We start from the raw sequence: 13,990 nt of genomic DNA on the forward strand, positions 1-13,990 counted from the left end.
GCTGCGTCAGTCCTTCTTCCGCTTTCCCCGTCGCGCGGACGGGACGGTGCGGCCCACGATCACGGTACGACGGGAGGCCTTGGGGGGCACATTGTCCTTGCGGCCGCCGATGGCGCGGCGGACGCCGTAGCCGAACGCCGCGACCTTGACCAGCGGGCCGCCGAAGGTGGAGGCGACGGTCGTGGAGAGCGCCGACGCGTTCGACGTCACCTCCTGGACGTCCGACGCGATGGCGTCGACCCGGTCGATCTGGGTCTGTGCGGAGCGCACCGCCTCCGAGGCGTCGGCCAGCAGCGGGACGGCCTGGTCGGTCACGTCCGCCACGAGCTTGGTGGTCGCCCTGAGCGTCTGGGCCAGTCTCGCCAGCGCGACGGCGAGGAACGACACCAGGATCGCCCAGAAGACGGCCACCAGGATCCCGGCCACCTCACCACCGGACACTGTCGCACCCGCTCCCTAAGTACGTGCCTGAACATCGAAAAGTCGTCCCCCGAGCCTATCGCGCCGGGGCCGTCGCCCCGTACCGCATTAACGGCCGAGGGGGCCGGAGTTGCGCGAAGCGATTGTACGGAACGCATACATGTCAGTACTCTCCGTGTCCCATGCAGCATTTTGACCGGCCCCGGCCCACCGACGGCACGCCGCGCGGCAATCTGCCCCTGGAACTCGACGCGTTCGTCGGCCGCTCGGCCGAACTCACGCGGCTGACCGAGGCGCTGGAGGGGTCCCGGCTGGTCACGGTGACCGGCGTGGGCGGCGTCGGCAAGTCGCGCCTCGCCGCGCGGACGGCGGCGCGCGCGGACGGGGCGTGGCGGGTGGAGCTGGCCGCCGTACGGGATCCGGACCTCGTCTCGTACGCGGTCGTGGAGTCCCTCGGCCTGACGGACCAGACGTCGCGGGCGCCGCGCGAACTCCTGCTCGACCGACTCGCCGGGCGCCAACTCCTCCTCGTCGTCGACGGGTTCGAGCATCTGGTGGACGCGTGTGCCGCACTGGTGGGCGAGCTTCTGCGGCACACACCCGGGCTGCGGGTGCTCGCGGTGGGGCGCAGGCCGCTGGAGATCGAGGGCGAACGGCTGTTCCCGCTGGCGCCACTGGGCGACGCGGAGGCCGTGGAACTCTTCGAGGAGCGGGCGGCGGCCCGGGTCCCCGGGTTCGCGCTGGACGACGGCAACCGGTCGGACGTACGGGAGCTGTGCCGCCGTCTCGACGGGATCCCGCTCGCCGTCGAGCTGGCCGCGGGCCGGCTGAGCGCCCTCTCCCCCGCCCAGCTGCTCTCCCGTCTCGAGGACCGCTTCCGGTTGCTGACGGGTGGCGGGCGGGACGCTCTGCCCCGGCACCGGACCCTGCGTACGGCGATCGGCTGGAGCCATGAACTGTGCACGTCCGAGGAGCGGCTGCTGTGGTCACGGCTCTCGGTGTTCGCCGGCCGGTTCGATCTGGAGGCCGCCGAGTACGTGTGCGGCGGCGACGGGCTGCACGCCGACCACGTCCTCGACGTGCTCGGTGCGCTGCTCGCGCAGTCCGTGCTGGCCCGCGAGGAGACGCCCGCGGGTCCGCGCTACCGGATGCTTGACTCGGTCCGGGCGTACGGCGCGGACTGGCTGGCGGCGTCGGGGGACGCGGAACGGCTGCGCCGCCGCCACCGCGACTGGTACATGGGACTTGCGACCTGGTGCGAGCTGGACTGGTTCTCACCGCGGCAGGCCGAGGTGGCCGCGCGGGTCGAGGCGGAGCTGCCGAATCTGCGCCGCGCCCTGGAGTACTGCCTGACCGAGCCGGGTGAGACGCATCTGGGCCAGTACCTCGCGGGCAGCCTGTGGTTCTACTGGGTGGGCTGCGGCCGGCTGGCGGAGGGGCGGCACTGGCTGGAACGCGGCGTGGAACTCGACAGCGACCGTGACCAGTCGCGGCTCAAGGCCCTGTGGGTGCTCGGCTATGTGGCGATCCTGCAGGGCGACACGGTGTCCGCGCTGACCGCGCTCCAGGAGTGCCGCGAGGAGGCGCTGCGCACCGGTAACCCCACCGCCCTCGCCTATGCCGAGCACCGCGCCGGCTGTCTCGCGCTGGTAGGCGACGACATGCGGCGGGCGGAGACCCTGCTGCGCTCGGCGCTCGACCGTTATCACGAGATCGGTGAGCTCAACAGCAACGTGCTGATGGGGCAGGTCGAGCTGGCGATGGCGCTGGCGTTCCAGGGCGACCTGCCGGCCGCGGTGAGGCTGTGCGAGGACGTCCGCCGGGTGTGCGAGGACCACGGGGAGCGCTGGGCGCTGGCGTACGCGCTGTACGTGCTGGCGTACGAGGCCCTCGCAGCGGGTGATCCGGCGCGCGCCGGGGAACTCCTGGTCCGGTGCCTGGACATCGCGCACACCTTCCACGACCTGCTCGGCACGGTCCTCGCGCTGGAACTGCTCGCGCTCGTCACCACGGTGCAGGGTGATCCGGCCGAGGCCGCGGTGCTCCAGGGTGCCGCGGCCCGGCTGTGGCCGTCGGTGGGGCTGCCGCTGTTCGGTTCGGCCTACTACAACGTGCCGCACGAGCGGTGCGAGGCGGACGCCCGGGAACAGCTGGGCGACGAAGGCTACGAGGAGTGCGTACGGGCCGGGGAGCGGCTCGGGCGGGAGGCGGCGGTGGCGCGGGCGCTGCGGCGGCCAGGACAGCGGCCGCCGGGCGCGGTGCCCGCACCGCGCAGGCCGGCCCCGGACACGCAGCAGCCCGCCGTCTCGCACACCTCGAAGGGCGGCGGGACGACGGGCTGACGCGCTGGTGGTGCTACGTCCGCGGGATGACGATCAGCGGGCGTAGTACTCGACGACGAGCTGCTCGTCGCAGATCACCGGGATCTCCTTGCGGTTCGGCTCGCGGTCCAGGCGGAACGCCAGGGCGCCGAGGTTCACCTGGAGGTAGCGCGGGGTCTCGCCGTCGGGGGCGAACCCACCGGCGCGGGCGACCTCGAACAGCGTCTTGCTGCGGCTGCGCTCGCGGACCATCACGACGTCGTCGGGACGGACACGGAACGACGGCTTGTCGACCTTGCCACCGTTGACCTCGATGTGGCCGTGGACGACCATCTGGCGGGCCTGGTAGATCGTGCGGGCGATGCCCGAACGCAGCACCAGCGCGTCGAGACGGCGCTCGAGCTCGATGACCAGGGCCTCACCGGTCTTGCCCTGCGTCTTGGCGGCACGCTCGTAGGCGCGGACGAGCTGGCGCTCGGACACGTCGTACTGCGCGCGCAGACGCTGCTTCTCCAGCAGACGGACCTTGTAGTCCGAGTTCTGCTTGCGGCCGCGGCCGTGCTCGCCCGGCGGGTAGGGGCGGGCCTCGAAGTACTTGACGGCCTTCGGGGTCAGCGCGATGCCGAGGGCACGCGACTTCTTGACCTTGGGGCGGGACTGGTTCGGCATGAACCAAACACCTCATGTCTCTGATGCGAATACGGCTTCACCAGGGTTAGAGGAGGTCGCAATCCGCAGCCCGGGAAACCCTCCTCGCCGACGTGAGGATCCACGCGGACGGGGCGGGCAGCCGCTCCTGGGTCTGGGCACATACGTGCAGCACGCGAGTGACCCACCGACCGGTCCCGGGAATCCGGGTGGTGGTGGGTTGCCCGCGACACCTTCGACGGTGCGCGACGCTCCTGGAATCCCCCCGTGGAGGCGGGGGCTCCGGCTGAATGTCCCGTTCTGGTGGTGCCGACCGGAGCCGGACACGGGACGCAGCGCTTCGGGTCATCCTACAGGGTGGTCAGGACCGCCCTCGACCGAGCTGCTTGCGGGTCCACTCCACCGCGTCCGCGTAGCGCGCCTCCGTGCCGTGCCGGGTCGGCGTGTAGTACTCCCGGTCCCTGAGCTCCTCCGGGGCGTACTGCTGGGCCGCGATGCCCTCGGGCAGGTCGTGCGGGTACACGTACCCCTGGGCGTGACCGAGCTTGGCCGCGCCCTTGTAGTGCCCGTCGCGCAGGTGCATCGGCACCGGGCCCGCGTGGCCCTTGCGTACGTCCTCCATGGCGGCGCCGATCGCCGTCGTCGCGGCGTTGGACTTCGGTGCCAGGGCCAGGGCGATGGTGGCGTGGCTCAGGGTGAGCGCGGCCTCGGGGAAGCCGATCATGGCGACGGCCTGGGCGGCGGCGACGGCTGTCGGCAGCGCGTGCGGATCGGCCAGGCCGATGTCCTCGCTGGCGGAGATCATGAGCCGGCGGGCGATGAAGCGGGGGTCCTCGCCGGCCTCGATCATCCGGGCCAGGTAGTGCAGCGCGGCGTCCACGTCCGAGCCGCGGATGGACTTGATGAGGGCGCTCGCCACGTCGTAGTGCTGGTCGCCGTCGCGGTCGTACGTCACCGCGGCGCGGTCGACGGTCTCCTCCAGGGTCTGGAGGGTGATCTCCGGCTCGCCCTTGTCCAGCGCGGACCCCGCCGCGGCCTCCAGGGCGGTCAGGGCGCGGCGGGCGTCACCGCCGGCGATCCGCATCAGATGCCGCTCGGTGTCCTCGGGGAGGGTGACGGATTCCTTGAGACCGCGCTCGTGGGTGAGCGCCCGGCGCAGCAGTCCGCGCAGGTCGTCGTCGGTGAGCGGTTCGAGGGTGAGCAGGAGGGAACGGGAAAGCAGGGGGGAGATCACCGAGAAGTACGGGTTCTCGGTGGTCGCCGCGATGAGGGTCACCCAGCGGTTCTCGACGGCCGGGAGCAGGGAGTCCTGCTGGGCCTTGCTGAAACGGTGGATCTCGTCCAGGAAGAGGACGGTCTCCTTGCCGAAGCCGCCGGTGGCGCGGCGGGCGCTCTCGATGACGGCGCGCACTTCCTTGACGCCCGCGGTGATCGCGGAGAGCTCCACGAAGCGCTTGTCGGTGGCCTTGGAGACCACGTACGCCAGGGTCGTCTTGCCGGTGCCGGGCGGGCCCCAGAGGATCACGGAGGACGGTCCGGCGGGGCCGCCGCCGCTCTCGCCGACCAGTCTGCGCAGGGGTGAACCCGGCTTCAGCAGATGCTGCTGGCCCACGACCTCGTCGAGGGTGCGCGGGCGCATCCGGACGGCCAGGGGGCTCCCGGAGGGGTCCTTCTCCTGGCGTTCTTCGGCTGCGGCGGTGAACAGGTCGGGCTCCACGGACGAAACCCTATGTCACCCCACTGACAATCCCCTCGGCGCTGTCAGCTCGTCCAGAAGTCCCACCAGCGGGTCAGGATCAGCATGCCGATGATGCCGATGTGCACGACCGGCAGGACCCAGGTGAACTCGCCGAAGAAGCTCTTCAGCAGGCGCGGGGCGGGCAGGAAGCTGTTGCGTACGTTGAACGAGGTCACGTACCAGAACATGATGATCGTGGCGACCCAGGCCAGCGAGCACCACAGGCACAGCGAGTTGATGCGGTACAGCGACTGGAACTGCAGCCAGGTGCAGAATCCGACGCCGAAGAGGGTGCCGGCGTTGAAGGTCAGCCAGTACCAGCGCGGGAAGGCGGCCCGCGCCAGCAGGCTCACCCCGACGCAGATCACGATGCCGTACGCCACCAGGCCCAGCATCGGGTTGGGGAACCCGAAGGCCGAGGCCTGCGCGCTCTTCATGATGTTGCCGCAGGAGACGACCGGGTTCAGGCTGCACCCCGGCACGAAGTTCGGGTTCTCCAGCAGCTTGAACTTGTCGATCGTGATGACCCACGCGGCGAGCAGACCGGCCGCACCGGTGATCACCAGCAACAGGGCGAGCGCACGGCTGCCGCCGGCCGTCCGGGGACCGTCGACGCGTTCCGGTTCGGTGGAGACGTCCTTGACTGTCGTCTTGCTCATCACGCCGTTTCCGTAGCTTCGAAGGGCCTGCGGGCACGGACATTGTGCCGTACCCGCGGGTGTGTCCACCGTTCGATGGACATAAGGAGGTACGCGCGGTCGTCCCGGAACGTTCGGTTCGGGGGGAAGCTCGGGGCCATGACAACACACGCGGAAGAGCTCGCGGTGGACGTACGCGGGCTGCGCAAGCGGTACGGCGACGTGACCGCCGTCGACGGTGTCGACCTCGGAATCCGCCGGGGCGAGGTGTTCGGCCTGCTCGGACCCAACGGCGCGGGCAAGAGCACGACGGTGGAGATCCTCCAGGGCAACCGCGCCAGGGACGCGGGCGAGGTCTCCGTCCTGGGCTCGGACCCGGCGACGGGGACGCGCGCCTGGCGCTCTCGGGTCGGCATCGTCTGGCAGGACGAATCCGCGCCCGCCGAGTTGACGGTGCGCGAGACCGTACGGCATTTCGCCCGCTACTACCCGAGGCCCCGCGACCCCGAGGAGGTCATCGGCCTGGTCGGTCTGGAAGCGAAGGCGGACAGCCGGATCAAGGCGCTCTCGGGCGGTCAGCGCAGGCGGCTGGACGTGGCGCTCGGTGTGATCGGCGGCCCCGAGCTGCTGCTCCTGGACGAGCCGACCACCGGCTTCGACCCGGCCGCGCGCCGCCAGTTCTGGGACCTGATCAGGAAGCTGGCCGACGAGGGCACCACCATCCTGCTCACCACCCACTACCTGGAGGAGGCGGAGGCACTCGCGCACCGGCTCGCCGTGGTCGCGCGCGGGCGGGTCGTCGCCCAGGGCGAGCCCGCCGCGCTGCGCGAGCGCTTCGGCACCGGGGCGACCGTCCGGTGGACGGAGGCCGACGGCACCCCCCGTGCCGAGCACACCGACACCCCCACCCGCACCGTCGCGGAGCTCACCCGCCGCTTCGACGGCGAGATCCCGGGGCTGACGGTGACCCGCCCCACCCTGGAGGACGTCTATCTCCGCCTGACCGGACAGGAGAACGCGCGATGACCACGACCGCCGTACGATCCCGCGACAAGACCGGTACCGGCCCCCTCCCCGGCGCCTGGGGCCTCGGCCTGCGGCGTGGTGTCCTGGAGATCAGGCAGTTCTTCCGCCAGCGCGACCAGGTGGTGTTCACCTTCGCCTTCCCGGTCGTCTTCCTGTTCCTCTTCGCCTCGATCTTCAGCGACGACGTGCGGGGTGCGGGCATCACCGCCTCGCAGCTGTACGTCCCCGCGATGATGGCCGCGGGCATCATGTCCACCAGTTTCCAGTCCCTCGGCATCTCGATCGCCATCGAACGCGACGAGAAGGTGCTGCGCCGGCTGCGCGGCACGCCGATGCCCCCGGCCGCGTACTTCCTGGGCAAGATCTGGCTGGTCCTGGTCACCGGTCTCCTGGAGACGGCGATCCTGCTCCTGGTGGGAACGACGCTGTACGACGTGAAACTCCCCTCGGACGTGGGCAGGTGGGCCGAGTTCGGCTGGATATTCGTCCTCGGTCTGACCGCGTGCGCCCTGCTCGGCATCGCGGTCAGTTCGGTCCCCAAGTCGGGCAAGAGCGCCACCTCCGTGGTCGTCCTCCCCTTCCTGGTGCTGCAGTTCATCTCCGGGGTGTACATCGCCATCGACACGATCCCCGACTGGATGCTGAACATAGGCGCCCTGTTCCCGCTGAAGTGGATGTGCCAGGGGCTGCGCGGGGTCTTCCTGCCGGAGTCGGCGAAGGTCCTGGAACAGGCGGGCGCCTGGGAGTTCGGGCGGATCGCCCTGGTGCTGGGGGCCTGGTGCGTCGGAGGATTGGTGCTGTGTCTGCTGACCTTCCGCTGGAAGAACCGGCGCGACGGGTGACCCACCCGCCGGGCGGTACGGGCGCGGCGGGCGGTGCGAGCGGGACCAAGGGGTCGTACACCTGGGACCGCTCGTTCCGTCTCTGGGACTCGTACTTCGCGACCGTGTGGGTGGCCACCCTGGTGTTCGTGCTCGGCACGGGACATCCGGGCTGGTGCCCACGGGTCGTCGCGGCCGCGCTGCTCGTCCCGCTCATTCCCTGGTACGTGGTGGTGGGCCGCCCCGTCCTGGGCGACGACCCGCCCGCCGAGCGACGGGCCCTCGGCTATCTCGCCGGGGCGATGACGCTGTTCCTGCCCTCGGCGATACTCGTCGGGGAGACCCGGCTGATGACCTTCGCGCTCGTGCCGCAGTGCTTCATGGCGCTGCGGCTGCGCTGGGCGCTGGCGGCGATGAGCGTCATCAACGTCGCGCCGGTGGTGGGCTGGGCGCTGCTGTGGCGGCCCGCCGGCCAGGAGGTGTTCTTCAACTCGCTCTTCGCCGTGGTCACCCTCGTCTTCTCGGCGGCCGTCGGCAGCTGGACCATCCGGGTCATCGAACAGAGCCAGGATCGGGCCGCGCTCATCGCCGAGCTGGACGTCAGCCGGCACGAGCTGTCCCGGCTCTCGGCCGCGCACGGCGCGCTGGCCGAGCGGGAGCGGTTCTCCCGGGAGATCCACGACACGCTCGCGCAGGGCTTCACCAGCCTGCTGATGCTCGTCCAGGCGGTCGAGGCGGAGCTCGACCACGACCTGCCGCGGGCCCGCCGCCATCTGTCCCTGATGGCGGAGACGGCGCGGCAGAACCTCGCCGAGGCGCGCGCCCTGGTCGCCGGCGGCGCCCCCGCCGACCTCGACGGCGCCTCGCTGCCGGACGCGCTGCGCCGGCTCGCCGCACGTCACGACGCCACGGTCGACGTGACCGGTCCGGTGCGCGCGCTGCCCGCGGGACCGGAGGTGGTCGTGCTGCGCTCCTGTCAGGAGGCGTTGGCCAACGCCCGTAAGCACGCGGGGGGTTCGCCGGATGTCGCCGTCGCGCTGGCCTACGCCGTCGACGTGCTGACCCTCTCCGTCCGGGACGACGGCTGCGGCTTCGACACCGCCGCACCGGCCGACGGCTACGGTCTCGCGGGGCTGCGCGCCCGCGCCGCGGAGGTGGGCGGCACGGCGTCGGTGCGCAGTGCGCCCGGGGACGGTACGACCGTGACCGTCGAGCTTCCGGTACCCCCTGAGAGGAGCACCCCGTGATCCGCATCGTCCTCGCCGACGACCATCCCGTGGTACGCGAGGGGCTGCGCGCGATGCTCAGCGCCGAACCCGATCTGGACGTGGTCGCCGACGCGTCCAGTGGGCCCCAGGCGGAGGCGCTGGCCGCGGAGTTGGGCCCCGACATCGTGCTGATGGACCTGCGGATGCCCGGGGGCGGGGGCGTCGACTCGATCGTCCGGATGACCGAGGCGGGGCTGCCCTGCCGGGTGATCGTGCTGACGACGTACGAGACGGACCGGGACATCCTGCGGGCGGTCGAGGCCGGTGCCGCGGGGTATCTGCTGAAGGACCTGCCCCGTGGGGAGCTGGCCGACGCCGTGCGGGCCGCGGCCCGGGGCGAGACGGTGCTGGCGCCGACCGTCGCCGCCCGGCTCGTGGACCGGCTCCGTACGAAGCCGGAGCGGCCTCGGCTGTCGGAGCGGGAGACCGCGGTGCTGCGGCTGGTGGCGGAGGGGTGCACGAACGCCGAGATCGGGCGCCGGCTGTTCATCGGCGAGTCCACGGTGAAGACCCATCTGCTGCGGGTCTTCGGCAAGCTGGGAGTCGACGACCGCACGGCGGCGGTCACGAGCGCGATGCGCTTCGGCTTCCTGGACTGACCTGGCCCCTCCTCGAACGCCCGGCGGCACGGGAGGAGCGGACCGCCCCCGCCGCCCGCACCGGGAGGGTCGCCTCACGGCAGGGCGGACGGGGGCGGGAGGCACGCTCAGCCGAGCCGGACCTCGAGTTCGGCCACGATCTCGTTGACGCCGACGGCGGTCTGCTCGCCGGACTCCATGTCCTTGAGCTGCACCACGCCCTCGGCGAGATCCCGCTCACCGGCGACGATCGTGTAGCGCGCCCCGGACCGGTTCGCGTTCTTCATCGCGCCCTTGAGCCCCTTGCCGCCGTACGAGAAGTCGGCGGCGATCCCCAGCTTGCGCAGCTCCGTGACCTTGGCGAAGAGCACCCGGCGGGCCTCCTCCCCCAGCGGCACCGCGAACACGCTGGTGGACGCGGGGAGTTCGAGCTCCACTCCCTCGGCCTCCAGCGCCAGCACCGTACGGTCGACGCCCAGCGCCCAGCCGACCGACGGCAGTTCGGGGCCGCCGATCATCTCGGAGAGACCGTCGTAGCGGCCGCCGCCGCCCACCGCGGACTGCGAGCCGAGACCGTCGTGGACGAACTCGAAGGTGGTGCGGGTGTAGTAGTCCAGACCGCGCACCAGCTTGCCGTCGTCCTCGAAGACCACGCCCGCGGCCGTGAGCAGCTCGCGCACCTCCTCGTGGTACGCCTTGCACGCGTCGCACAGGAAGTCGCGCAGGAGCGGCGCGCCGACCAGCTGCTTCTGCACGTCGTCACGCTTGTCGTCGAGGACCCGCAGGGGGTTGATATCGGCCCGGCGGAGGGTGTCCTCGTCGAGTTCGAGACCGCGCAGGAAGTCCTGGAGCGCGGCCCGGTACACCGGACGGCACTCCTTGTCGCCGAGCGAGTTGAGGAGGATCCGGAAGTTCCTCAGTCCGAGCGACCGGTACGCCTGGTCCGCCAGGATGATCAGCTCGGCGTCGAGCGCCGGGTCCTCCGCGCCGATGGCCTCGGCACCGACCTGTGAGAAGTGGCGGTAACGGCCCTTCTGGGGACGCTCGTAGCGGTAGTACGAGCCGGAGTACCAGAGCTTCACGGGGAGGTTTCCGAGCTTGTGCAGGTTCGCCTCGAGCGCGGCGCGCAGCACGGACGCGGTGCCCTCGGGGCGCAGCGCCAGCCGGTCGCCGCCCTTGGTCTCGAAGGCGTACATCTCCTTGGTCACGATGTCGGTGGACTCACCGACCCCGCGCGCGAACAGTTCGACGCTCTCGAAGCCGGGCGTCTCGATGTAGCCGTAGCCGGAGTTGCGCAGCGGCGCCGCGATGGCCTCTCGGACCGCGAGGTACGTCGCGCTGTCCGGCGGGATCAGGTCGTAGGTGCCCTTGGGGGCCTTGAAGGTGCTCACGAAGGTCTCTCGTCACATTCCTCGTCGGGGAGCCGGCCGCGGGCCGGGCTCTTGACGGTCTGCCGCCACCTGCCGCAGGTACGGGTTGGTGGCGCGCTCCTGGCCGATGCTGGTCTGGGGACCGTGCCCCGACAGCACCACGGTCGAGTCGTCGAGCGGCAGGCACACGCGGGCCAGCGAACCGAGCATCTCGTCCATGTCACCGCCGGGCAGGTCGGTGCGTCCGATGGAGCCGGCGAACAGCAGATCCCCGGAGAAGAACACGGACGGGACGTCCGCGCTCTCGGGCATCCGGAAGGTCACCGACCCCTTGGTATGACCGGGCGCGTGCGCGACGGACAGCTCCAGACCGGCCAGTTCGAGTCCGACACCGTCGGCCAGCTCCTTGACGTCGTCCGGCTCACCCACCGTCAGCTCACCCATCAGCGGCATCCCGATGGACCGGCCGAGCGCCTTCTCGGGGTCGCTCATCATGTACCGGTCCTCGGGGTGGATCCACGCCGGTACCCCGTGCGCTCCGCACACCGGGACGACCGAGGCGACGTGGTCGATGTGGCCGTGGGTGAGGATGACCGCGACGGGCTTGAGCCGATGCTTCTTGAGCGCGTCCTCGACTCCCTGGGTGGCCTGATGGCCCGGGTCGATGATCACGCACTCCTCACCCGCGGCGGGGGCGACCAGGTAACAGTTGGTCGCCCAGGCCCCGGCGGGGAACCCGGCAATGAGCACGATCGTCCTTCGGGATGGCGTACGCGATGTCTCGTACGGAGCGGGCGGCTGTGGCTCAGAGCCTACCGGCGCTGCCGTTTCCTCAGCCAACCCATATACGGTACGGGGCACACGCACGCGATCGGCTCAACAGACGCACGCGTCCCACTGACGTACGAGACGCACGAGGAGATAACCCGGTGGTCACCCAGGAACAGCGGCGGCGTCAGCTCGCCCGGGAGAAGTTCTTGCGGCAGCAGCAGCGGCGCACGGCCGCGCGGCGCAAGTCACACACGCGGAACACGGTGATCGCGTCGGTCCTCGGCGTGGTCGTCGTCGGCGGTGTGGTGTCGTACGCGACCGGGGTCTTCAAGAACGACGACAAGAAGGCCAACGCCGGCGCGGAGGTCACGCCGAGCGCCTCCCCGACCAGCAAGGCGCCGGATCCGTGCAACAAGCCGGCCGAGGGCGCGGTGAAGTCGCTGAGCTGGAAGAAGGAGCCGGCGATGACCATCGACAAGTCCGCGGACTACACCATGAAGATGGCCACGACCTGCGGAGACGTGGACATCGCGCTCAACGCGGCGGCGGCTCCGCACACCGTGAACTCTTTCGGCTTCCTCGCGGACAAGGGCTTCTTCGACCACACGAAGTGCCACCGGCTCACCACGAACGGCATCTACGTGCTGCAGTGCGGTGACCCGAAGGGCACCGGCAGCGGCGGCCCCGGCTACACGATCCCGGACGAGAACCTGAAGGACAAATCCCTCAAGGGCGGCGTCTACCCGGCCGGCACGGTCGCGATGGCCAACACCGGCCAGAAGCACACCGGCGGCAGCCAGTTCTTCCTCGTCTACCAGGACAGTCAGCTCCCGCCCAGTTACACACCGTTCGGAACTATTTCCAAGTCCGGTCTGACGGTCCTCAAGAAGATCGCCGCGGCCGGCGAGAGCACAGGCCAGGGCGACGGGGCGCCGAACGCGACGGTCGTGGTCAACAAGATGACCGTGACGAAATCCTGACCGTCGACTACGGAATTTCGGTCGCGCTGGATGCGGACAGCCGCCGTGCTGGTCGCCTATGTTGGCCGTGACGAAACTGTGGACGATGCCCGGGGGCACTGAAGGCCCTCGCAGGCATCATGTGGAGGAGGCGCTGTGAGCAGCGACCCGTGGGGCCGCGTCGATGAGACGGGGACCGTGTACGTGCGTACGGCCGACGGCGAGCAGGTCGTCGGTTCCTGGCAGGCCGGCTCCCCTGATGAGGCGCTGGCCTACTTCGAGCGCAAGTACGAAGGCCTGGTTGTGGAGATCGGCCTCCTCGAGAAGCGAGTGAAGACCACCGACCTGTCGGCGAAGGACGCCCAGACCGCCATCGACCACATCCGCTCGCAGGTGGACGCCCACCACGCGGTCGGCGATCTGGCGGCGTTGAAGGTACGGCTGGACAAGCTCGTCGAGACGGTGGACGCGCGCCGCGAGGAGCGCAAGGTCCAGCGGGCGAAGCAGTCCGACGAGGCGCGGCACTCCAAGGAGGCGCTCGTCGTCGAGGCGGAGGAGCTGGCGCAGAGCGACCAGTGGCGGGCGGCCGGTGAGCGGCTGCGTTCCCTGGTGGACACGTGGAAGGGGCTGCCGCGGCTCGACCGCAAGTCGGACGACGAGCTGTGGCACCGTTTCTCGCACGCGCGCTCGGCGTTCTCCAAGCGCCGCAAGGCGCACTTCGCCTCGCTGGACGCGCAGCGCGAGGACGCCCGCAAGATCAAGGAGAAGCTGGTCGCGGAGGCCGAGTCGCTGTCCGCCTCGTCGGACTGGGGTCCGACGGCGGCGCGCTACCGCGATCTGATGGCGGACTGGAAGGCCGCGGGCCGCGCCCAGCGCGAGCACGAGGACGACCTGTGGAACCGCTTCCGCGGCGCCCAGGACGTGTTCTTCGCGGCGCGCGGTTCGGTCTTCGCCGAGCGGGACGCGGAGCAGTCGGAGAACCTGAAGCTCAAGGAGGAGCTGGTCGAGGAGGCCGAGAAGCTCCTCCCGGTGCAGGATCTGAAGGCCGCCCGGGCCGCCTTCCGCTCGATCAACGAGCGCTGGGAGGCCATCGGCCATGTGCCGCGTGACATCCGGCCCAAGGTCGAGGGCCGGATGCACACGGTGGAGCGGGCCCTGCAGGAGTCCGAGGAGGCCGAGTGGCGCCGGACCAACCCGGAGGCACGCGCGCGTGCCGAGGGGCTGACCGGTCAGTTGCAGGCCGCCGTGGACAAGCTCCAGGGCCAGATCGAGGCGGCGCGCTCCGCGGGCAACACCTCCAAGGCCGACAAGCTCCAGCGGGAGCTCGACGGCCGCCAGGCGCTGCTCGAGCAGGCGCTGAAGGGGCTGCAGGAGTTCGGCGGCTGACAGACCGTCGCCCTCTTACCAGGGCATACGAAGAGGGGCTCCCGTA

13 protein-coding genes are annotated in these 13,990 nt (G+C 70.8%); 7 read left to right on the plus strand and 6 right to left on the minus strand.

Annotated elements, in window-relative coordinates; translation table 11 throughout:
* Positions 1–6 precede the first annotated feature (6 nt).
* Positions 7–441, minus strand: a complete 435-nt coding sequence (locus tag ABZV34_RS29000; protein ID WP_356282836.1) for a DUF948 domain-containing protein — start codon at positions 439–441, stop codon at positions 7–9.
* 161 nt (positions 442–602) lie between these two features.
* Here ABZV34_RS29000 and ABZV34_RS29005 point away from each other — a divergent pair, with 161 nt between their 5' ends.
* On the plus strand, positions 603–2,762 hold the full coding sequence (locus tag ABZV34_RS29005; RefSeq protein WP_356282839.1) for an AAA family ATPase: 2,160 nt from the start codon (positions 603–605) through the stop codon (positions 2,760–2,762).
* 33 nt (positions 2,763–2,795) lie between these two features.
* Here ABZV34_RS29005 and rpsD read toward each other — a convergent pair whose 3' ends face one another.
* From rpsD to ABZV34_RS29020, 3 genes are all read right to left on the minus strand, one after another.
* A complete protein-coding gene (gene rpsD, locus ABZV34_RS29010; protein ID WP_217457101.1) occupies positions 2,796–3,410 on the minus strand; it encodes a 30S ribosomal protein S4 in 615 nt (204 codons plus the stop codon).
* Between the two features lie 340 nt (positions 3,411–3,750).
* Complete coding sequence (locus ABZV34_RS29015) at positions 3,751–5,106, minus strand: replication-associated recombination protein A (protein WP_356282842.1); 1,356 nt, start codon at positions 5,104–5,106, stop codon at positions 3,751–3,753.
* A gap of 44 nt (positions 5,107–5,150) precedes the next feature.
* Positions 5,151–5,786 carry a vitamin K epoxide reductase family protein gene (locus ABZV34_RS29020; RefSeq protein WP_356282845.1) on the minus strand — a complete coding sequence of 212 codons (636 nt, stop codon included), beginning with the start codon at positions 5,784–5,786 and terminating at the stop codon, positions 5,151–5,153.
* A gap of 138 nt (positions 5,787–5,924) precedes the next feature.
* Between ABZV34_RS29020 and ABZV34_RS29025 the strand changes: the two genes are divergently transcribed.
* Genes ABZV34_RS29025 through ABZV34_RS29040 form a run of 4 tightly spaced genes read left to right on the plus strand, consistent with a single transcriptional unit; the run spans position 5,925 to position 9,479 of the window.
* Positions 5,925–6,791: an ABC transporter ATP-binding protein gene (locus ABZV34_RS29025; RefSeq protein ID WP_356282848.1), complete on the plus strand. Its 867-nt coding sequence runs from the start codon at positions 5,925–5,927 to the stop codon at positions 6,789–6,791.
* Positions 6,788–7,633 (plus strand): ABC transporter permease, encoded by an 846-nt coding sequence (locus ABZV34_RS29030; RefSeq protein ID WP_356282851.1) that lies wholly within the window; start codon positions 6,788–6,790, stop codon positions 7,631–7,633. The genes ABZV34_RS29025 and ABZV34_RS29030 overlap by 4 nt, the downstream gene beginning before the upstream one ends.
* A complete protein-coding gene (locus ABZV34_RS29035; RefSeq protein ID WP_356282935.1) occupies positions 7,630–8,859 on the plus strand; it encodes a sensor histidine kinase in 1,230 nt (409 codons plus the stop codon). The genes ABZV34_RS29030 and ABZV34_RS29035 overlap by 4 nt, the downstream gene beginning before the upstream one ends.
* Positions 8,856–9,479 (plus strand): response regulator transcription factor, encoded by a 624-nt coding sequence (locus tag ABZV34_RS29040; protein ID WP_356282854.1) that lies wholly within the window; start codon positions 8,856–8,858, stop codon positions 9,477–9,479. The genes ABZV34_RS29035 and ABZV34_RS29040 overlap by 4 nt, the downstream gene beginning before the upstream one ends.
* Positions 9,480–9,586: 107 nt before the next feature.
* Here ABZV34_RS29040 and hisS read toward each other — a convergent pair whose 3' ends face one another.
* Both hisS and ABZV34_RS29050 read right to left on the minus strand, forming a co-directional pair.
* Positions 9,587–10,849, minus strand: a complete 1,263-nt coding sequence (gene hisS / locus ABZV34_RS29045) for a histidine--tRNA ligase (RefSeq protein WP_356282857.1) — start codon at positions 10,847–10,849, stop codon at positions 9,587–9,589.
* Between the two features lie 12 nt (positions 10,850–10,861).
* Positions 10,862–11,578, minus strand: a complete 717-nt coding sequence (locus tag ABZV34_RS29050) for an MBL fold metallo-hydrolase (protein ID WP_356282860.1) — start codon at positions 11,576–11,578, stop codon at positions 10,862–10,864.
* Positions 11,579–11,757: 179 nt separating this feature from the next.
* Here ABZV34_RS29050 and ABZV34_RS29055 point away from each other — a divergent pair, with 179 nt between their 5' ends.
* Together ABZV34_RS29055 and ABZV34_RS29060 are read left to right on the plus strand one after the other, a co-directional pair.
* Complete coding sequence (locus ABZV34_RS29055; protein ID WP_356282863.1) at positions 11,758–12,579, plus strand: peptidylprolyl isomerase; 822 nt, start codon at positions 11,758–11,760, stop codon at positions 12,577–12,579.
* Positions 12,580–12,714: 135 nt separating this feature from the next.
* Positions 12,715–13,944 carry a DUF349 domain-containing protein gene (locus ABZV34_RS29060; protein ID WP_356282866.1) on the plus strand — a complete coding sequence of 410 codons (1,230 nt, stop codon included), beginning with the start codon at positions 12,715–12,717 and terminating at the stop codon, positions 13,942–13,944.
* Positions 13,945–13,990 lie beyond the last annotated feature (46 nt).

Origin of the sequence: Streptomyces sp. NPDC005195, from assembly GCF_040608315.1 — a bacterium.
Lineage (GTDB): Bacteria > Actinomycetota > Actinomycetes > Streptomycetales > Streptomycetaceae > Streptomyces > Streptomyces kaempferi.

Bases quoted from the DNA above. Each gene is read 5' to 3' on its own strand.
- ABZV34_RS29005 (WP_356282839.1), top strand. From the start codon at position 603: ATGCAGCATTTTGACCGGCCCCGGCCCACCGACGGCACGCCGCGCGGC.
- rpsD (WP_217457101.1), bottom strand. From the start codon at position 3,410: ATGCCGAACCAGTCCCGCCCCAAGGTCAAGAAGTCGCGTGCCCTCGGC.
- ABZV34_RS29020 (WP_356282845.1), bottom strand. From the start codon at position 5,786: ATGAGCAAGACGACAGTCAAGGACGTCTCCACCGAACCGGAACGCGTC.
- ABZV34_RS29025 (WP_356282848.1), top strand. From the start codon at position 5,925: ATGACAACACACGCGGAAGAGCTCGCGGTGGACGTACGCGGGCTGCGC.
- ABZV34_RS29030 (WP_356282851.1), top strand. From the start codon at position 6,788: ATGACCACGACCGCCGTACGATCCCGCGACAAGACCGGTACCGGCCCC.